This is a genomic window from Ruminococcus sp., from assembly GCF_024691275.1.
Classification (GTDB): Bacteria; Bacillota; Clostridia; order Oscillospirales; family Ruminococcaceae; genus Ruminococcus.
The window spans coordinates 24,878-45,069 of sequence record NZ_JAILNU010000080.1 but is presented as its reverse complement, the minus strand read 5'-3'; the positions used below and the strand labels follow the sequence as shown (position 1 = coordinate 45,069).

The following is a 20,192-nucleotide window of genomic DNA, read 5'->3' as shown; positions in this document are numbered from 1 at the left end:
GAAGTGTGATAAGCGAGCGGAGAATGGCGTGATCTCCATAACCTGCGCCACGTTTAAATATAAACGCAAGAAATAACATTACAGTATCTACAAACGATAGAGTACTGGTAGCTGCTTAAGTCAGCTTCTGTCCACCGGGAGAGTACCGCGGCTCTCGCTTGGGCATCGATTAGCGGTGAACGACTGTCGGAAGTGTCCGTGTCCGTCAGTTGTATACGGACTACCTGTTTCTTCAGCCCGTTTATCGGCGGTCGTCTCAGGGAATCATAATAGGTAAAATACGCTCGTAGAAAGTTGCATGAATGGGCTTTCGGACAGGGGTTCAATTCCCCTCGCCTCCACCAACGGAAATTAGCCGATAATTTGAGAATACCTCGAGTTATCGGCTATTTTTTTGCCTGAAAGCCGTACAGTTTTTACATTATGTGTGCTTCTTTGAAACGTCTTATAGACATTTAACATGAAAGCTGCACATATACAATGACATATTCTTTTCAATAGTGCTGTTGTTAAGTTATCTACATCTAACACAATTGAAAGCCTTAAATTTGTTAGTATATACAAATATACTTCCTACAAATTGACACCTGCAGAGAATGATGATATAATCAAATTGTTAGTTGATTCTAACTGAATAAATCATTACAGCAGGCTCCTTTCGGTTATGCAGGACCGAACTTTTCTGCATAGTATTCCTGCGATATACCTCTGTGCGGACAAGTTTATTGTGCGAATATTCTGCATATCTGAGCCTGCACCGTCAATAATGTTAATGCTTTTCAATTGCTGCCGAGTACTCTTTGTTCACGGTCGTTATCAAGCCATACTGCGTTATCCCCGACGTATACCCTATCGTTAGCAAAAAGTCTTAGGTACAATGTTAAGCTGCCAACATTAAATATATATTCTGGAGGAAACTATGGACTATTTAGAAATCGAAAAAGTTGTCGGACGTGAGATACTTGACTCCCGTGGAAATCCTACCGTTGAAGCTGAGATCACCCTTGCTGACGGAACTGTTGCAAGAGGAACTGCTCCAAGCGGTGCATCAACAGGTGAATTTGAAGCACTGGAACTTCGTGACGGCGGTAAGCGCTACCTCGGAAAAGGCGTTACAAAAGCTGTTGAAAATATCAACACTGTCATTGCAGATACTATCACAGGTATGGACGCTTCCGACATCTACGCTGTTGATGCAGCCATGATAAAAGCTGACGGTACTAAGGACAAATCAAAGCTTGGCGCAAACGCTATCCTTGCTGTTTCTATCGCCTGTGCAAGAGCAGCTGCTGCTTCGCTCGATATTCCGCTTTATCGTTTTCTCGGCGGTATCCAGGGAACTAAGCTCCCTGTGCCTATGATGAATATTCTCAATGGCGGAGCTCACGCTGACAGCGCTGTTGATACTCAGGAATTCATGATAATGCCGGTTGGAGCTCCTTCATTCAGTGAAGCTCTTCGCTGGTGCGCTGAGGTTTTCCACACACTGAAAAAGCTCATTAAGGATATGGGTGATGTTACCGCTGTAGGTGACGAGGGCGGCTTTGCTCCCAATAAGCTCACAAGCGACGAGGAGGCTATCGAAAAGATCCTTGAAGCTGTTAAGGCTGCCGGATTTGAACCAGGTAAGGACTTTATGATCGCTATGGACGCTGCTTCTTCCGAGTGGAAGAGCGAAAAGGGCAAGGGATTCTACAAGCAGCCCAAAAGCGGCAAGGAGTTCACTTCCGACGAGCTTATCGCTCACTGGGAGGCTCTTGTTGACAAATACCCTATAATTTCCATTGAGGACGGTCTCGACGAGGAAGACTGGGAAGGCTGGCAGAAGATGACTGCTAAGATCGGACACAAGGTTCAGCTCGTTGGCGATGATCTTTTTGTTACCAATACTGAGCGCCTTTCTAAGGGAATCGCTCTCGGCGCAGGAAATTCTATTCTCATCAAGCTCAATCAGATCGGCTCGGTCTCTGAGACTCTCGAAGCTATCAAAATGGCTCACAAGGCAGGATATACTGCAATTTCTTCACACCGTTCCGGCGAGACTGCCGATACTACTATCGCCGATCTTGCTGTTGCACTTAACACTTGCCAGATCAAAACAGGAGCTCCGTCACGCTCGGAGCGTGTTGCAAAGTACAATCAGCTTCTCCGTATCGAGGAGCAGCTTGGAGCTTCTTCTTGTTATCCCGGTATGTCTGCATTCAATGTTAAGAAGTGATCTCCGCAAGAGTTTCACGTTACATCATGCAGGGATCAGATGCAAGTTTTATTATAGCGTCCCTGCAATGAGCTAACGACTCAAATCGTATAGTATAATGCCCCGAAGCATTTCAAAGTGCTTCGGGGCATTGCTTCTATATAGGTATCCGTCTTATACAGGCAAGTTATCTTATAAGTCGATATGTTTTCCTCATATGATACCTTATTTTTTTACTGCGCAGAAATAAACTATAGAACCTTCTGCTTTAAACTCTTCAATATCATATACCTTTTCCAGACGTTTTTTCAGTGTCTGCACAGTATCAAAAGGCGGAGTGAACCAACCTTTCTTAACAAGGAAATTCTTTACAAGACAGTCCGTAACCCGTGACCTCCCTTTTACATAGAAGCAGGCTATAAATTTTCCGCCTTTCTTCAGTACGCGGAAGGTCTCGCAAAAAGCTGCCTTTTTATCGGGGAAAGCGTGAAATCCATTCATACTCAGCACAACATCAAATTCGCCTTTTTCGTATGGCAGCTTTCCCACATCGCCCTGCACAAGCGTTATATTTTTCTGCGCTTTCAGACGTTCACAAGCCTGCTCCAGCATATCAGCGCTGTAATCCAGACAGGTAATGTCCGCATTTTTCAGCACATCGTACTTTTTGTGCGTAAAAACTCCTGTCCCCACAGGAACATCGAGCAGCTTTCCCGAAAAATCATCAGGTATATGCGAAAGCAGCCTTTCCGCTATCATATTATCATCTGCACCGCTCCAGAACAAGCGTATATAGAGCTTGCTCCACCACTTATTCTGCGTCAGGACATCATCATAGATATTGCGCGAACGCTTGTATGAACTTGCAATATTATTGTAGCGTTTCACTGCATTTTTCCTCTTTCTTGCAACACAGTGCAAACGGCAGAAGTCCCGCTTTTCAAATGATTCCATATAAAGTCCTGCATTGCCGCACAGTTCCTTTATATCTTCCCTGCCGTATATGCGGACATCTCCCTTGCCTGCAAGATGGGCAAGCGGCATCTCTATGTGATTGCATAACCAGCGCACAGCTGACGAGCTCATGGTCATATCCCGAAGTATGAGCCTTCCATCAGGACGCAGAACTCGGTATACACTGTTGAAAAATTTCTGCGGATCAGGATAATGGTGAAAGCTTTCACAGCATATAACAACGTCAAAGGAGTTTTCTTCAAAGGGAAGGTTTTCACAGTCGCCGACCACAAGTTCAACACCTTTCATGTTCTTCCTTTTGGCGACCTCTATCATCTTTGGAGTCAGGTCGATACCTGTGTAATGCTTTTCGGGATATTTCTCGTGCAGGAGCGTCAGCATCGGACCCGTGCCGCAGCCGCAGTCAAGCAGATCGGTAAACGGCTCTTTTTCCAGCTCTGCCAGCACATCAGGATAATCCTTTCTGCACATATTATATACTCCTGCATTGTCTGATTCATATATTTCTGCGGCTTTTGTAAACTCCCTAACCGATAAGTCCTTGTATTCCGTGCTTGTCATAGATCAAACTTCCTTTCACCCAAGTGCAACATCAAGTATCATCATCATTGTAAATCCAACCGAAAACATTATTACGCCGATATTTGAATGCTCTCCCTCTGACATTTCGGGTATGAGCTCCTCAACGACCACATATATCATTGCACCTGCGGCAAAACTGAGCAGATACGGCATGATCGACAGGAAACAGCTCGCGGACAGTATCGTGAGAAGTGCTCCTATAGGTTCAACTGCTCCCGAAAGAACACCTCCCGCAAATGCTTTCCCTTTGCTTTTGCCATCTGCATGAAGGGGCATGGATATTATCGCTCCCTCGGGAAAGTTCTGTATAGCTATTCCGAGTGCAAGTGCAAGCGCACCGCCTGAAGTCATATCCGCCGAGCCTGTTAAAAAGCCCGCATACACGATGCCTACAGCCATTCCCTCAGGAATATTATGAAGCGTGACCGCAAGCACCATCATTGTTGTCCGTGTAAATTTTGAAGGCAGTCCCTCTGCTTTATCAGCATTCATGTGAAGATGCGGTATCAGGCTGTCAAGCAGGAGCAGAAACAGAATACCGCACCATAATCCAACTGCCGCAGGAATAAATGCAAGCTTTCCCATATTGTCAGCCATATCCATAGCAGGAATAATAAGGCTCCATATAGATGCTGCCATCATCACACCTGCTGCAAAACCTGTCAGTGCGCGCTGAATATTTCTGCTCAGGTCGTGCTTCATAAAAAACACACAGCCCGAACCAAGCGAAGTACCCAGGAAAGGCAGCAAAAGTCCTGATAAAATTTTCATATTCATATAATCATCTCAGATATCCCATAATAATCCGCTGTTGCAATATGCAGCTGGCTGCAATTACCACCTGAACACTGCAAGCCTGTTGTTCATATTCTTTCCGATGATCGCAAATAATTTTGCGCGGATAGAATATTTTTTCATTTCATCGTTATAGCTCTGCTCCGAAACAAGGCGCATACGAGGTTCAAGAGGAATATATTCCGCACCCGACTTTGTTCCCCAGCCAAATGTCGCATTGGTATGCTTTACAGCGTCATGATGCTTACCGTGCTTTTCAAGGAACGGCGAATGAAGCTCTGCCAGAAGATAGCCGTGTTCAAAGCTGTCACAGAGCATATTCAGGCAGGTCTTGACCTGTTCCTTCTTGAAGTATTCCAGCACACCTTCCATAATGATTATGCTGACTTTAGCCTTCGGGAGCTGCTTTGTCCACTCGCCGTCAAGAGCGCTTCCGTCAAGCATTGTGCAGCGTTCCCTGTCCTTATATACCTTTCTTCTCACTTCTATCTGGTCAGGCAGATCAACATCGAACCATTGCAGCCTTCCGTTATCCACCTGCGAGAACTTATCGTCAAAGCCGCAGCCAAGATTCACACAAACAGCATCAGGATACTTTTTCAAAAGCTCCTTGATCTTCCGGCGGAACATTAGGGTTCTTGCTACAACGCCCTCATGTGACAAAAACGGATCATATCTGCTGACATCAACTCCGAGTGTGTCGATGATCTCCTTTGCTTTTACGTCCCTTATCCTCGCATCAGGACGAGAGGTCTCGCTTGCCTTTATAGCAAGAGGGATAAGTGCTGTTTCCTGAATATCTCCGAATGTAAGTTCCATGATTAATACTCCTTTTCATTATATTACGCCGTATCAGATAATATAAAACCAGCTCGTATCTTCTGATATGCCGCGTTTTTCGATCGGTTTTGAAATCTTATAATTGTACATGAGCTCCTGATTTTTTACACTGACTTTTGCTCCGTCGGGAACTGAACGTGTTATGAAAGCGTTGCCGCCTATAACTGCATCTTTTCCGATGAAAGTATCCCCTCCCAATATTGATGCGCCTGAATATATTGTAACATTATCACCGATTGTAGGGTGACGTTTTTTGTTTTTAAGAGCCTGACCGCCTCTTGTTGATAATGCACCGAGAGTAACTCCCTGATATATTTTAACGTTATCCCCTATCTCTGTTGTTTCACCTATCACAATGCCTGTTCCGTGATCTATGAAGAAATTTCTGCCTATTGATGCACCCGGATGTATATCTATTCCTGTGACACTGTGGGCATACTCCGTCATCATGCGTGGGATTATCGGAACATTCAGCAGATAGAGCTCATGCGCTATCCTGTTGACAAAAGTCGCAAAAAGTCCGGGATAGGAATATATTATCTCATCTTTGCTGAAAGCTGCGGGATCTCCGTCAAAGGCCGCCTGAACATCTGCATCAATGTATTCTCTGATCTTTCGCAGTCTTTTTATAAACTCAAGTGTTATGAGCTTTGAACTTTCCGCGATTTCTGCGTCATTGTCCTCATCTCCTCCGATAACAATCGCTATCTGTCTGGCAAGCTTGAACATAACATCTTCGATAAGCATTGACAGGTTATTTCTGAGAGTATACACCTTTATTCCCCTGTTCCTGAAGTATCCCGGAAAAACGATCTTTCTCAGACTTGATATTATATCAATTATAGCTTCTTTATCGGGGTGATCGAATATGCCTGCCTCATCAATGGTTTCACCTTTGCCGTAATCATATACCAGTTCACATACAACATCATTTATGTTTTCTTCTATTTTACTCAATTAAAAGCTCTCCTCCTGAACAATGAAAAATAAAGACACAGCATTGTGTTAGTATATACTAATACATAATCAAAAATTCATCCATCACTAACGATGGATAGATAAATGTAAGTGTGCACTAACATTATTATAGCATGGCTGAACTTCATTGTCAAGTGCAGAAAAAGCAAAATTTCCTTCATATGCTCAAATAAATGAAAAGGCATACTTCTCGTTTATGAGAAATATGCCCGTTAAATAAGGAGAGTAAGTTAATAGCTGTTTGAAATTTTCCAGCCCTCAGCATTTTCACGTATCTTGATAAATTTACGGTAAATGCCTTCCTTGCTGATAAGCTCACGATGATTTCCCTTCTGAGCGATAGTGCCGTCATTTACAACGAGTATCTGATCGGCGTTCTCGATAGTTGCAAGTCTGTGAGCGATAGTTATGATAGTTTTTCCTCTTGTAAGCTCAGACAGAGCCTCCTGGATAAGATGTTCGTTTTCAGGGTCAATGCTGGCGGTTGCTTCATCAAGGATAACTATAGGAGCATTTTTCAGCATTGCTCTTGCAATGGATATACGCTGCTTTTCGCCGCCCGAAAGGGACGAACCGCCCTCGCCGATAACTGTATCATATCCGTCGGGGAATGACATTATGAAGTCGTGGCACCGTGCATTCTTTGCTGCCCTTATCATTTCCTCTTCGGTAGCATCAGGATCACCGAACATTATGTTATTTCTGATCGTATCATTGAAAAGGTACACGTTCTGGAAAACCATGCTGATATTTTTCAGCAGGCTGTCACAGGTGAATTCTTTGATATTCTTGCCGCCAACGGTTATCGTTCCTGAATTAACATCATAGAAACGCGCAAGAAGACTGCATATAGTTGTCTTGCCGCTTCCCGAAGGACCAATGATTGCAGTAGTCGTATTCTGAGGTATTGTGAAGTTCACATTGCTGAGCACAGTTCTGCTGTCATAGCCAAATGCAACATTTTTGAACTCGATATCATAGCTGTCAAGGTCGATATCCTTTCCGTCCTTGTCGATGAAATCTGTATTCTTCAGACGCTCCAGCTTATTCATTGCCGAGTCAACAAGTCCGAGAACATGAGCTGCATCATTGATATTCTCTACATGAGAGAAGATAGTGAATGAGAACAGTACGAACATCAGGAATGAGAATACGCTCATATCACCTTTAAGTGCTCCGATACCGCATATAACTATAAGGCATACCGATGCAGCTTTGAGTATAAGAAGATGCAGGCAATTAAAAGGTGTAAATCCGTATTCGATCTTGAGATTTATGTTTTTAAGGTCTTCGCAGGATTGTTTAGTATGCTGCATCGACACGCCTTCCTGTCCGAAGGACTTAACGATTGAAAGTCCCTGTATATATTCGATAACTGCCCCTGAAAGGTCCTCGACTGCTTTATGCGCTATCTTTGAGGTCTTTTCACTGTGCTTGCTTATTCCGTGGAGCACCAGTGCGGAGAGCAGTGTAGCTGCAACAGCTATCGCGGCTGACAGCGGACTAACAGCCAACAAACATATAACTATTACCGCAAGATTGATGTATCCGTTAACAACTGAATCTATCATTTTCATGCTCTGCAATTCAAGTGCGGAAAGCTCTGTTGTGATACCCGCAAGGATATCTCCCACACTGTTTTTTGCAAAATATCCCAGCGGAACTCGCTTTATAACGTCGCCGAGACCTATTCTCTCTTTGGCTGCTACTTCGTATCCCACGCTTTCCTGCAAAACATTCTTTGCATACGAAAGTGCGAACCTTACGATTATACAAACTACCATTGCCGCAAGAGACTGCCATATAAGTGCTCCGTCCAAAGGAGTATCATTCCAGCAGGACACTATGACTTTTTCAAGGCAATATGCTGCGATCAGCGTCGGAAAAGCTGCTGCCCAGCTCATGAAGAACGAGCATACGAATCCTGCATATATCCTTGACTTATACTCCGATGACCACTGCATTATCCTTTTTATCGTCTTAAACATCAGCCTATATGCTCCTTTTCTCTGTTGTTCCTTATCTCCTCGATCTTGTGTACAGACCAGTTTTTCGCGCCGATGTGAGCCTTCCACATATCATTGTAGAGTTCACACTTTTCAAGGAGCTCTTCCTGCTTTCCTACAGCTTCAACTGCACCGTCTTTAAGCACAACTATCTGATCTGCGGACTGTATGGTAGAAAGTCTGTGAGCGATAACAAGAAGTGTCTTGCCTCTTGACAGTGCCATGATAGATGTCTGTATCTTGTCTTCGTTCTCAGGATCGGTAAACGCTGTAGCCTCATCAAGTATAACTATAGGAGCATCTTTCAGCATGGCTCTTGCAATGGCGATACGCTGTTTTTCGCCGCCTGAAAGTCTCTTTCCCGCATCACCTGCCGAGGTGTCATAGCCGTTTTCAAGCTTACTGATGAACTCATCACAGCAGGCAGCTCTTGCAGCTGCATAGACCTGCTCATCTGTTGCAGACGGATCACCAAGACGTATATTTTCTTTAAGTGAACAGTCAAAGAGGAAGTTATCCTGCGTTACAAAGCTTATCATGTGCTGAAGCTGTGAAAGGGGCATATCCTTAATGTTTACTCCGCCAATGCTTATGCTTCCGTCCGATACGTCCCAGAAACGGGAGATAAGTCTGGCAACAGTGGATTTACCGCCGCCCGAAGGTCCGACAAGAGCTGTGAAGCTGCCCTGCGGTATGCTGATATTAAGTCCGTTGATAACGTCGTCATTCTCTTTATCGGTATAGGAGAATCTGGCATTTCTGATCTCGATGTCAGTATGCTCGATCTTAGCTTTTTTGCTTTCATCAACACTTGGAAGTATAGGAAGCTCAAGAAGCTCCTCAGCTTTGTTTACCGAGAATTCCATAGCTTTCAGCTCATTGGTGAAATTTGCGACCTTCATGAGAGGTGCAATGATACTCAGTGAAAGAAGAAGACATATTACGAGCTGCGCAGGAGAAAGAGCTCCTGAGCGATAAAGTGCAAGTCCTACAGGAAGTGTGCCGAGAAGTGTGGAAGGCATTATCGCAAAGGTGAGATTCTGGAGCTTCCAGCTGCTCTTGAACCAGTTGAGCGTGAATTCCTTAAAGCTGGTCACTGCATTGGCAAACTTGGCATAAGATACAGAGCTCTGATTGAAAGCCTTAACGACTTCAATTCCCTCGACGTATTCTATGATAACGCTGTTGACATGATTGTTTGCGTCCATGTACTTCTTGTACTGCTTGTCGAAATCCTTCATGAGCATAGCCATCGGGATAAGCGATATCACAGGCGAAATGAATACCGCCAGACCCATTCTCCAGTCAATAGCAAGTATCCATGAGAAAATGCATATCGGAAGAAGCAGGTTCGAGCAAAGCTCAGGTATCATATGCGCCAGCGGCGGCTCAACATCTTCGACCTTATCCATGATGATGTTCTTCATTTCGCCCAGTCTCCTGCTCATTACCACACCGAGCGGAGTTTTCATGAGACGGTCAAAAATACGAAGCCTGATACCTTCAAGTATCTGGTATGCCGCTACGTGGGAGAGTATGGTCGAAATACCGTAAAATGCTATCTTGACCACATAACTGCCGAACGCCACTGCGCACCAGAAGAATATGTCGCCATTCGTGAGAGTCTTTTCAATGAACAAGATGAGTATCTTGTATACGCAGTAAAACGGGACAAATCCTCCGAAAACGCTTATTATCGCACATATGACTGACAGTATCATCTTTCCTTTGCAGGGTGAGGCGAAGTAAAAAAGCGTTTTCAGCCAACTGCTCTTTTTGGTTTCCTTTTTCATGATTTATAAACCACTTTCCTTTCTGAATATATAAATAGTTAGATAAAGCAAACAGGTAGTTCATATTTAACACTTTTCCGATAAGCAGTCAGAAAAGTGTTATTGTTTCCATATCAACTGTAATTATTATAGCACTGTGCCGTCATCTGTGCTACTCCGATTTGTCAAAACTGAACCATTTTGATGATAAGTTTTTCTGTACTCCATGGGAGTCTGTCCCATTACAGACTTGAACGCACTCGAAAACTTGCTGGCATTTTCGTAGCCTACAAGCCCCGATATCTCTGTTATCGGCATTTTAGCCGAATCTGCCAGCAGTGCCGCAGCTTTATTCATTTTGTAACGTTTCAGATAAGAATACACAGTGTCACCGAAGACCTCCTTGAAGCAATCCTTCATGCTTGTGACAGACATATCGTACATTTCAGCAAGCTCGGATATATTATAATGCACCTGAAGATCTGAAGTTATTTTTTCTTCGATCGCTTTTACCTTTTCGATCTGCTCCTTGAAAAAATACATATGCTTCTCCTTAGCGGTATAAGGCTGCAAAGCGTCAAGATACAGTATAAGCTCCAGTGTTTTGATCTTGTAATAATCCTTTTTTATCTTCTTTGGCACAAAATACAACTCCGAAAAAAGATGCTCTATATAGTCCTCCTTCATGATATAGGGGACATCTCTTGAGCAGAATTTCTCCTTTAAAGTTGATATATCAACAGAAAAGCCTCCGAAAATATTTTTCAGGGTATGTTCCGCACGTTCTGTTTCAAAGCCGATGCTTATGCCGCGGTATCTGCTCAGGGGAAAGAACGCTGTACCCGAATGATTCCTGCGCGTATCTATGCGGACTTCCTGCTCCTGCAAATACGAAAAGCTTCCATGCTTATCCTTGAATTCCATTCTCCCCTCGCGGCAGTGGTCAATGCTCAGCATCTCGGCATCGTCCTGAACACGGAATCCCGAAATGCACTCCTTCATATTTATATCGATGTGCATTATGAATGCGCCGTCAAACACCTTTCTGACGACCATATTTCCTGAACCGCTTTCAGATGTCATTTTGAAAACAATACATTCATCTGTATCTATCACGGGTTCGAGATTTACACCGCAGTCTATCGTTTTATCAAAGATATCCATGCTATCCTCCGTCAGACATTGAAGAAATCCAGCAGATGCTTCCTGCTTTCATCAGAATCAAGAGCATAATGCTCAGTTATGTTTCCTTCTTCAAGATGTACAACTTCATCACAGCACATAAGAACAAACTCAACATCATGAGTGACAACAACGACTGTCTTTCCCGAATCAGCCAGTGCTCCAAGAGCTGCGGCAACCTGTTTCATGTGATAAAGATCAAGTCCGCTTGTAGGCTCGTCAAATATAAAGATATCTCTTTTCGCAGCCATTGCAGAAGCTATCGAAGCTCTCTGCTTCTGACCGCCCGAAAGTGACATGGGGTGAGCGCTGCTGTATTTTTCAAGATCCATCTGCCGCAGCAGATCCATTGCCTCATCTTCGTTTTTTTCCTCCATGCTGATAAATATCTCATCAAGTACGCTCTCGGTAAAAAGCTGATGATTAACGTCCTGCATTATCATGTAGCATTTCTTCAGACGCTGCTTGCTGTTATAAGCTTTCCCGTCTTTTTCGATAGTGCCCTTTGCTCTTTTTTCAAGGCCGCAAAGTACTCGTGAAAAGGTCGTCTTTCCCGCACCGTTGTGACCTATAACAGCTGTTATCCTGCCAGATGATATGCTCTCGTCTTTAATATTGAGAACATCTTCATTCTCTCCCTTGAACCTGAATCTCAGGTCATTAATGTGCCAGCTGTCACAAGCTTCTTTATTAACGGTCTTTTTATATACATCTGCGGCATCCGTAAGACTCAGAGCTCTCAGTCCCATGCCTGCTCTCTCATTTTCGGAAAGCTTCCTGAAGTTCTCCATAGTACTGTCATATTTTATCGTTCCTTCATTCATTACGATAACACGATCGGCAAGATCTGCAAGATAATACAGGCGATGCTCCACTATCACCACAGTCTTGCCTGCTGACTTGAGCATAACAAGGAACTTTCTCAGTTCATCGGCAGCATAAACATCAAGGTTTGAAGACGGTTCGTCAAGCACATATATATCAGGCTGCACAGCTACCACAGAACCGCAGGCTATCTTTTGCTTTTCACCGCCTGACATCGCAAAAATATTTCTTCCCATGAGCTTTTTGATGGCAAGCTTCTCCGAAACTTCGTTTACACGCTTTTTTATCTCCGATACCTCTATGCCATGATTCTCACAGCCGAATGCAAGCTCACTCGTGGTATCCACATTGAAGAACTGAGAACGGGGATTCTGAAACACAGACCCCACTCTCGACGAAAGATCAAAAAGTGACATTTCAGAGATATTCTTCCCGTCAAGAAGAACCTCTCCTTTTATATCACCGCTGAAAAAATTGGGTATCAGACCGTTTATAAAACGTATCAGCGTTGTTTTACCGCAGCCCGAACTCCCTGTAAGCAAAACAAATTCGCCGTCCCTGACCGTAAGATCAATATTCCTGAGACTGCCATTATTTGTGTCAGTCTCATCATTTTTGTTTACATTGCCCGAACTATAACTAAAAGAAAGATCCTTGAATTCTATCATAAATTATTGCCTTCCGTCACTTTATCGCTCCAACTATACACAGTACAAAAGCTGCTGCACAAACAGCAAGCAGTATGATGTCCGCAGCCCTGAATCCTATGCTGCAAATATTTGTCCGCTTAACAGGTCCGCCGAGACCTCTTGTAAGCGAAGCAACGCTCAATTCCTCGCCAATTTTCACCGAACACATCAGCATAGGCACTAATCTGTATTCAACTATCGCCAGTGCTCCTGCATTCCTGAGACTTATCCCGCGCATTTTCATCGCATCGTTTATCGCCGAGCATTCCTCGAATATAGTCGGGAAAAAACGGAATATTACCGACATCGGGATAGTTATTTTATCTGTGATATGCATCTTTTCCATCGCTGCTATAAATTCGCTGACAGTCGTGGTAGTTACAGTGTAATATCCCATTGCGATACCCGGAAGGAATCGCATGAAAAGGCTGCACAGAGCTATCACCACATACTGAAAAGCTCCCGAAAGCTCGGGTACAGCGTAGATCGTCACAAGCATACAGCATACATATATAAGCAGGAACATTACTGCATTTTTTACCTTTCCCGATATCATCATCAGAAGGATTGGAAGCATCGCAAGAACTATAACATATGCTCCAAGGGATTTGCTTGCAGTCTGTCCGAGCACAAATACAGCTATAGTAATGAGCAGCGCAAGCTTTGTGCGCGGATCAAGCTCAACACGCTCGTTCTTCTTTTCACTGACGAGGAATTCCTTCTTCATTATACAACTCCAGCCTTTTTAAAGTGCTTATCGAATATCTTTCTTCCGACAAATGAACCTATGATACCGCTGATAAAGCCTGCTGCCGCAAGCACAGGTATCATCCACAATGGCATATATCCCATTAATTTATCGGCATATTCCTGACTGTAATTTGAAATAAGGTCTTTGTAATAGCTGTCTCTTGTGAAAACAATGGGGAGGTAGTTTCCAAGCAGCCACATGGAGAATAATCCATATGAGATCGTTACTGCAAACGAGCTTTTATAATCCGACAGTTTAACGATAATATCCGCGATCAGTCCAAAAATCAATCCTGTGATAACGCTCCAGTATCCCATACCTGTAAGTATCATGAAGATACCGCAGATAATACCTGTGATAGTGAGCATACCAAATGTTTTTATCTTCGCATAATACAGCATCATCGGTATGCCTCCGATGATCGGAACGAATACGATAAGAAGCGGGATAAATATGGGTATGAAGCCAAGCACGGCGACAATTGTCGTCAATACAAGGTATATTGCTGTAAATATACCGATATTCATCAGATCTTTGCCTTTAAGTTTCATAAAATGACCTCCTGATAACATTATGTTTGCATATAATAACTATGCCAAATGATATTATATCATACTAACTTAGTTTTGTAAAGCTAACATTGCAAAAAAATTTATTCGCCTGTATTTCAAGGCGAATAATTTTTATATTATCTTTACTGCTCAAGCATCTTTTTCAGTTCTTTTTTATCGGGCTTTCCCATCTTCGTCAGTGGAATTTTATCAATCATCACCAATTTATCAGGTATCTTATAGCCCGTAACTTTTTTCTCAAAAAAGTACTTCCGAACCTCTTCTTCATTGATGTCACAGCCGTCCGTGACTACAAAAGCCGCGATCTTTTCACCAAGATCATCGTCCTTCACTCCGATGACAGCTGCATCTTTTATCTTGTCATATGACAGCAGTATCTCTTCGACCTCAGCAGGACGTATCTTTTCGCCGCCTTTGTTGATCTGCTCGACCATTCTTCCGATAATAACAAGATCACCTTTCTCTGTGAGCATTGCCATATCACCGCTCTTATAAAAGCCGTCTTCGGTAAAGCTCGTTTTATTCTGCTCGGGCGCATTATAATAGCCGTGGATAGTGTACGGACCTTTGAGCAGAAGCTCGCCTGCTGTTCCGTTTGGTACTGCTTTGCCGTTCTCATCAGCTATCTTTATCTCGTCATACTCGCTGAAAGGTGTTCCCTGCGTATTTACGATAACATCTATGGGATCGTCGAGAGATGTGCAGGTATTAAGTCCCTCAGCAGTACCATATACCTGCCTTAAACAGCAGCCCAGCTTTGGCTTTACCTGCTCTGCAAGAGAGCGCTCCAGCTTTGCACCTCCGACCATTATGACCTTCAGGCTCGATATGTCATACTCATCATACTCTGCCTCTTTTATCCAGAGCTTCAGCACTGATGGAACTACCGACGTATCCGTAACGCCTTCATCTTCGATCAGCGGAAAAGTCTCGTCGGCACTCGTTGTCGGAGCAAAGACTACCTTGCCTCCGACAAAAAGCGTTCCCAGTATTCCTGGATTTCCGAGAGTGAAATTATGCTCGGCAGGAAGTGCTGCAAGGTAGACCGTATCCTCATTGAAGCCGCATTTTTTTCCGCCTGCAACAGCTGTATAGGCATAGTCCATGTGAGTTCTCGGTATCAGCTTTGGTATAGTATTGGTCGTTCCTCCCGAAAGGAGAAGAAACGCAGGCTGCTCCGCAAATCCGCCGTACACCTCGGCTTCGTTGTCATCATAAAGGCTGTCAAGTGTCAAGGCACCGTTATTTCCGCAGGTGATGACATATTCAAGAAAATCGCACTGCTTCTTTGCATTTTCAGCCATAGCACCGTACTCAAAGCCCAGAAAACTCTCTGGAATGACATAAGCCTTCGGAGTGCCCTTTTTGAATATGCCCACTATTTCCTGTTCACGCATTGCAGGCAGTATCATCAGCGGTATCGCACCTATCTTGTGTGCTGCAAAGCACACAAGAAGAAAGGATATGCAATTCGGGAGCTGTACCGCGATACGGTCTCCTTTTCCGATGCCGAGCTTTTTCAGTCCTGACGCAAGACGGCTGCTTTTATGGTGCAGCTCGCTGTACGTTATCTCGGTCTCCTCATCTATAGCCGCAGTGCGTTCGCCATATTTTTCAGCCCAATCCCTGACATATTCTGCAAATGTAACAGGACTTAATACGCCCATTTTCACATAATCCTTATGCATTCTCGTCATTCCTTTCAATAAGCGGCTTGCTTACGAGATATACAAGACGGTCAAGGTATTCCTTTCGCTTTATGCAGCTGTAATGATCGCCTTCGATCTCATCAACACTGTATTCGCCCATGCATACCTCTTCCCATATCTTTGCACCATTGTTAGCCCATGGGATATAAGCTATCTTCTCCTTTGCTTCAAGGAATCGGATATCGCCCATATATGGCACTGATTCTATATAGCAAGCCTGAATGCTCTGCTTGAAGTTGAAGAAGAGGCTCTTTACCATTTCTGCTGATATACGCTTTCCTGCCACCTTTTCAGCTGCACGTATATACATCATCAGTCTTTCGTCTGCGGTATACTCCTGCATCTTCCTGAATATATCGCCGACTGCTTCTCTTACACCCTCACCGTGGAGTGCAGTCATTGCGCCCTTGGGTATAGCTCCGTTATTCTCGGTGATAACATCTCCCATGCAGGCAATTATCTCATCATCGGGAACATCTCCGAAGCCGAGCATCTGCATATTTATATCAAGGAGCTTCTGGAAAAGCGCTTCCATTACGAGCTCGTCCTTGACCATGTATGTCATTGGCTGGCTTTCAACAAGCACCAGATCAATAAGATTCTCACCGCGCAGCTTCAGTCTTCTCGCAACTTCAACAGCAATGATACCGCCCATACAATATCCGATGAGCTGTATCTCCTTTGCGCCGCAGCCGCAGATAAGCTCGGTATAGTCATCTGCAAGTATTTCAATAAGCTTATACGGGTCTGTCTTGTAGTAAGTATCGAAATCTGAAACGATGATACCGATTATAGGTCCGAGCTCCTGTTCTTCAAGCTTGTCAAGGAACGAACGCAGTCCGCTCATTGTGCCAACACCTGCATGGAACACAACTCTGAGAGGTCCTTTCTTTCCTCCGCCGTAACGAACTATCTGTCCGATATTCTTTTTCTGTGTCTTCTCAACGTGCTCGCTCTCATCATAGGTATTGATGAACTTAACGAGAGATCTTGTGTTTGAATCATGGAGCATAGCGCTGAAAAGATCGTTGTAAGGAACCTTGTTATAATCATCGCTGGCATTGATAATGTCGCGGAGCTTGCTTGCCACCTGTGCGATGCTGAGTGAATCCGCACCAAGGCTGTAATAGTCTGTATCTGCTGTAAATTCGGGAACACCGAGAGTTTCAGCCCAGAGCCCGATGATCTTGTTTGTGAGCGGATCGTCTTCTTCGTCGGTATTTTCGGTCTTGCCGATGATGCTCTCCTTGGTGATAGTGTCGCATAGCTCCTTAAGCTTTGAACGGTCAACCTTGCCGTTGTCATTGAGCGGAAGCTTTTCCATGATGTGTATCTTGAAAGGTACCATGTACGACGGAAGATTCATGGAAACAAACTCCTTGAGCTCAGTTTCGTCGGCTGTAAGGCTCTTTTCGCTCATCATTATCTCAAAGTGTGTCTGCTCCTCAGCTTCTTCAAGCTCAACAAAGGCAAAGAGGTTCTTCTCGCCGCCGAACTCATGCACAAGTACAACAGCAGAGGAAATATCAGGGTGCTTGCAGAGTGTTGCCTCGATCTCGCCCATTTCTATTCTGTGGCCCTTTATCTTGATCTGAGAATCCTCACGGCCGAGGAACTCGATATCGCCGCTCGGGAGATATCTTCCCATATCACCTGTTGCATACATCGGGATATTCTTCTCAGGGTGAATGATAAAGTGATTTGCCGTTTCCTCGGGATTGTTGTAATATCCCTTTGCGAGACCTGCTCCTGCAATGAAAAGCTGTCCCTTTGTCCACACAGGGCAGTCTCTCAGCTGACTGTTAAGAACAAAGTACTTCTGGTTTTCGAGAGGCTTACCGTAAGGGATACTTCTCATATCAGCCGTTCTTTCTTTATAAAGATAGAGATTCGACCATATAGCAGCTTCTGTAGCACCGCCCATACAGAGTATCTCAGCAGAAGGACTGAACTTTCTGATAGTCTCGGGCATTTTCACAGGTATCCAGTCTCCCGAAAGCATCACTATCCTCAGGGAACTTACATCTGCATTTGTATCGCCGTTTGAATAGAAGTTCAGCATCTGCATCATAGCAGGAACAGTATTCCATACGGTGATATGATGCTTTTTGATAAGGTCTGCCCAGTGTCCCGGATTAAGGTTGCCCTCCTCCTTTGTAAATACGATCGTTCCGCCGCTTCCGAGGATACCGAAGATATCGTATACGGAGAGGTCAAAGTTCAGTCTTGCAAGTGCAAGCACCTTGTCATCAGATGTTATATTGAAGCGTTTATTAAGGTTAAATATTGTATTTGCAGCAGCTCTGTGGCTCACCTCAACACCCTTTGGTGTGCCTGTAGAGCCTGATGTGAATATGATATATGCACTGTCATCGGGATCGCCGTGGTAAAGCTCCAATTTGCCGATATAAGGTTCAAGCTGATCTGTTTCGATAGTATCGTACTCGGATTTCAGCTCGATCTTGTCCTTAGAGCAGGTCATAATAGCCTTTGGAGCTATCTGATCGAGGATAGCCTTCTGACGAAGCAGCGGCTGCTCCTTATCAATAGGTACATAAACCGCACCGACAGCCAGTGTTCCCAATACCGCAGCAAGCTGATATGATGTCTTGCCCATTACAACTGCAACATGATCTCCTCTTCCAACGCCCTCGCTCATGAGCTTCTTTGCAACCGACTTCACTCTCTGGAGCAGCTGGAGATATGTGGTCTCCTCATACTCATCAATTACTGCCACTTCATTCTCTCTTGCAGCAGCCTGCTCAAGGAAATACTCATGAAGCTGCTTGTCAGGGTGAATGCCTGTTATGGAGTTTGCTTCTTCTCTCTCCTTCATCTGGTATGCAGGGATAAAGCTGTCTGCAATGATCTCATCATTCTCATTTGCAGCAGCGAGCTTTGCGAGCATATCCGAGAACGCACCGAACATATCACTGACAAGTCCATCGGGGAATATGCCGTCTCTTACGTCCCAGTTGACAGTAAGTCCCGCAGGTGAATCCATTACCTGACAATCTATGAATACCTGCGGAGTCTGACTGATGCCGTACTTGCCGATATTTGTCAGATGACCGTTCTCCATGTCATTGAAGCCTATTGCACTTGTAAATACTATCGGCATGAGAGAGCTTGCGCTGCCCTTTCTTCTCGATATCTCTCTGAGCACTTCAACTCCAGAATACATACGGTGCTCAAGATCGTCTGCCATCTGCTTCTGGATAGCCTTTGCAGCTTCAAAGAAATTGTTGTTTCTCTTTACACTCAGCATACTTACCGATGTAAAGTCACCAACAAGCTGCTGAACGCCCTTATACATCTTTCTGTTGAGGAGAGTAAGATTGATGCAGTATTCCTCGTTTGATGACCATGTTCCGATGACCGACGAGAATACAGCGAGTACAGCCGATGTGGGAGTAAGGCTCTTTTTAGAAGAAAGCGCCTTGATCCTTGTCCACTCATTTCGGTCCAGACTCACCTGATAACGGGTGAATCTCGGAGCTGCATCTTCCTTTATATCAAGCGGAAGCTCGGGTGCAGCAGGAAAATCACTGAGCCTGTCGAGCCAGTACTTCTCATCTTCCTTATATTTCGGAGAGTTCAGGCTCTTCATCTCAAGCATCTGATAATCCCTGAATGTGACCGATATCTCAGGGAGTTCACTGTTCTCGTCCTTGTAAAGACGGTCGAACTCGTCAAGAAGCAGGGAGATACTTACCCAGTCCGCAATGATAAGCTCCATAGATATGTGCATGATGAATTTATCATCAGTCTTGCTGATGCAGATATCATAAAGTGGGAAATCAGAGAGGTCATATACCTTATGACCAAGCTCTTCACGTATCCTGCCGAGCTTTTCTTCATCACTTCCGACGTTCTCGAAAGGTATCTTGAATTCCTTGACATTTTCCTTTATCTGCTGCTTTCCGTTTTCAAGGAATACGCATCTGAGCATATCATGTCTGCGGATAAGCTTGTTCCATATTCTCTCAGCCTTAGCAGCATCGAGTTCATCGTACTCGACCTCCATGTAAACATGGCAGCCCACACCGCTGTACTCGAAATCGCTGCTTCTTCCCAGCTTATATGCAGACTGTACGTCTGTCATCGGGAACTCCTCATATCTTGCAGCTTCATCATGAGTAAGCTCATTATTTATGCTGCCGAGATACTCCATGATCTCAGCTTTTTTTTCCTTGATCTGTTTAAGATCTTCGTCCTTGATGCCTTCTTTTCCTGCTCTGTATCTGAGGTTCTCATCAGCCTTCCAGAGGAAGATACCTCTTTCATTCAGGTCGGAAATAAACTTCTGAATATCCATA

At 44.3% G+C, this 20,192-nt stretch carries 13 protein-coding genes and 1 other RNA gene; 2 read left to right on the top strand and 12 right to left on the bottom strand.

The window, feature by feature from the left end; all coding sequences use genetic code 11:
* Window positions 1–344: a transfer-messenger RNA gene (gene ssrA, locus K6G33_RS09565) on the top strand; the annotation flags it as partial.
* Window positions 345–919: 575 nt separating this feature from the next.
* Window positions 920–2,218, top strand: a complete 1,299-nt coding sequence (eno, locus tag K6G33_RS09560; RefSeq protein ID WP_296778769.1) for a phosphopyruvate hydratase — start codon at window positions 920–922, stop codon at window positions 2,216–2,218.
* Window positions 2,219–2,422: 204 nt separating this feature from the next.
* On the opposite strand, the gene K6G33_RS15275 is transcribed toward eno, so the two are convergent.
* The 12 genes from K6G33_RS15275 to K6G33_RS09495 form a co-directional block, all read right to left on the bottom strand.
* On the bottom strand, window positions 2,423–3,733 hold the full coding sequence (locus K6G33_RS15275; RefSeq protein ID WP_367270499.1) for a class I SAM-dependent methyltransferase: 1,311 nt from the start codon (window positions 3,731–3,733) through the stop codon (window positions 2,423–2,425).
* A 15-nt stretch (window positions 3,734–3,748) separates the two neighbouring features.
* Window positions 3,749–4,531: a ZIP family metal transporter gene (locus K6G33_RS09545; protein WP_296778767.1), complete on the bottom strand. Its 783-nt coding sequence runs from the start codon at window positions 4,529–4,531 to the stop codon at window positions 3,749–3,751.
* 57 nt (window positions 4,532–4,588) lie between these two features.
* Entirely contained in the window at window positions 4,589–5,368 is a 780-nt protein-coding gene (locus K6G33_RS09540; protein ID WP_296778765.1) for a class I SAM-dependent methyltransferase, read from the bottom strand.
* 33 nt (window positions 5,369–5,401) lie between these two features.
* Window positions 5,402–6,346 (bottom strand): serine O-acetyltransferase EpsC, encoded by a 945-nt coding sequence (epsC, locus tag K6G33_RS09535; RefSeq protein WP_296778763.1) that lies wholly within the window; start codon window positions 6,344–6,346, stop codon window positions 5,402–5,404.
* A gap of 251 nt (window positions 6,347–6,597) precedes the next feature.
* Window positions 6,598–8,355: an ABC transporter ATP-binding protein gene (locus tag K6G33_RS09530; RefSeq protein ID WP_296778761.1), complete on the bottom strand. Its 1,758-nt coding sequence runs from the start codon at window positions 8,353–8,355 to the stop codon at window positions 6,598–6,600.
* Entirely contained in the window at window positions 8,355–10,166 is a 1,812-nt protein-coding gene (locus K6G33_RS09525; RefSeq protein ID WP_296778759.1) for an ABC transporter ATP-binding protein, read from the bottom strand. Before K6G33_RS09525 ends, K6G33_RS09530 begins: the two co-directional genes overlap by 1 nt.
* A 126-nt stretch (window positions 10,167–10,292) precedes the next feature.
* A complete protein-coding gene (locus K6G33_RS09520) occupies window positions 10,293–11,309 on the bottom strand; it encodes an AraC family transcriptional regulator (protein ID WP_296778758.1) in 1,017 nt (338 codons plus the stop codon).
* Window positions 11,310–11,320: 11 nt separating this feature from the next.
* Window positions 11,321–12,820, bottom strand: a complete 1,500-nt coding sequence (locus K6G33_RS09515) for an ABC transporter ATP-binding protein (protein WP_296778755.1) — start codon at window positions 12,818–12,820, stop codon at window positions 11,321–11,323.
* Between the two features lie 16 nt (window positions 12,821–12,836).
* The gene (locus K6G33_RS09510; protein WP_296778754.1) at window positions 12,837–13,568 is read right to left on the bottom strand and encodes an energy-coupling factor transporter transmembrane component T; all 732 of its coding nucleotides are present in this window, start codon (window positions 13,566–13,568) and stop codon (window positions 12,837–12,839) included.
* Complete coding sequence (locus K6G33_RS09505) at window positions 13,568–14,143, bottom strand: MptD family putative ECF transporter S component (protein WP_296778752.1); 576 nt, start codon at window positions 14,141–14,143, stop codon at window positions 13,568–13,570. The genes K6G33_RS09510 and K6G33_RS09505 overlap by 1 nt, the downstream gene beginning before the upstream one ends.
* 143 nt (window positions 14,144–14,286) lie before the next feature.
* A complete protein-coding gene (locus K6G33_RS09500) occupies window positions 14,287–15,852 on the bottom strand; it encodes a (2,3-dihydroxybenzoyl)adenylate synthase (protein WP_296778750.1) in 1,566 nt (521 codons plus the stop codon).
* Complete coding sequence (locus tag K6G33_RS09495) at window positions 15,845–20,191, bottom strand: amino acid adenylation domain-containing protein (RefSeq protein ID WP_296778748.1); 4,347 nt, start codon at window positions 20,189–20,191, stop codon at window positions 15,845–15,847. The genes K6G33_RS09500 and K6G33_RS09495 overlap by 8 nt, the downstream gene beginning before the upstream one ends.
* Window position 20,192: the final 1 nt, after the last annotated feature.

Coding starts and splice junctions, on each gene's coding strand:
- K6G33_RS09525 (WP_296778759.1), bottom strand. CDS start 10,166: ATGAAAAAGGAAACCAAAAAGAGCAGTTGGCTGAAAACGCTTTTTTAC.
- K6G33_RS09540 (WP_296778765.1), bottom strand. CDS start 5,368: ATGGAACTTACATTCGGAGATATTCAGGAAACAGCACTTATCCCTCTT.
- eno (WP_296778769.1), top strand. CDS start 920: ATGGACTATTTAGAAATCGAAAAAGTTGTCGGACGTGAGATACTTGAC.
- K6G33_RS09515 (WP_296778755.1), bottom strand. CDS start 12,820: ATGATAGAATTCAAGGATCTTTCTTTTAGTTATAGTTCGGGCAATGTA.
- K6G33_RS09520 (WP_296778758.1), bottom strand. CDS start 11,309: ATGGATATCTTTGATAAAACGATAGACTGCGGTGTAAATCTCGAACCC.
- K6G33_RS09495 (WP_296778748.1), bottom strand. CDS start 20,191: ATGGATATTCAGAAGTTTATTTCCGACCTGAATGAAAGAGGTATCTTC.
- K6G33_RS15275 (WP_367270499.1), bottom strand. CDS start 3,733: ATGACAAGCACGGAATACAAGGACTTATCGGTTAGGGAGTTTACAAAA.
- K6G33_RS09505 (WP_296778752.1), bottom strand. CDS start 14,143: ATGAAACTTAAAGGCAAAGATCTGATGAATATCGGTATATTTACAGCA.
- K6G33_RS09500 (WP_296778750.1), bottom strand. CDS start 15,852: ATGCATAAGGATTATGTGAAAATGGGCGTATTAAGTCCTGTTACATTT.
- K6G33_RS09545 (WP_296778767.1), bottom strand. CDS start 4,531: ATGAATATGAAAATTTTATCAGGACTTTTGCTGCCTTTCCTGGGTACT.
- K6G33_RS09530 (WP_296778761.1), bottom strand. CDS start 8,355: ATGTTTAAGACGATAAAAAGGATAATGCAGTGGTCATCGGAGTATAAG.
- K6G33_RS09510 (WP_296778754.1), bottom strand. CDS start 13,568: ATGAAGAAGGAATTCCTCGTCAGTGAAAAGAAGAACGAGCGTGTTGAG.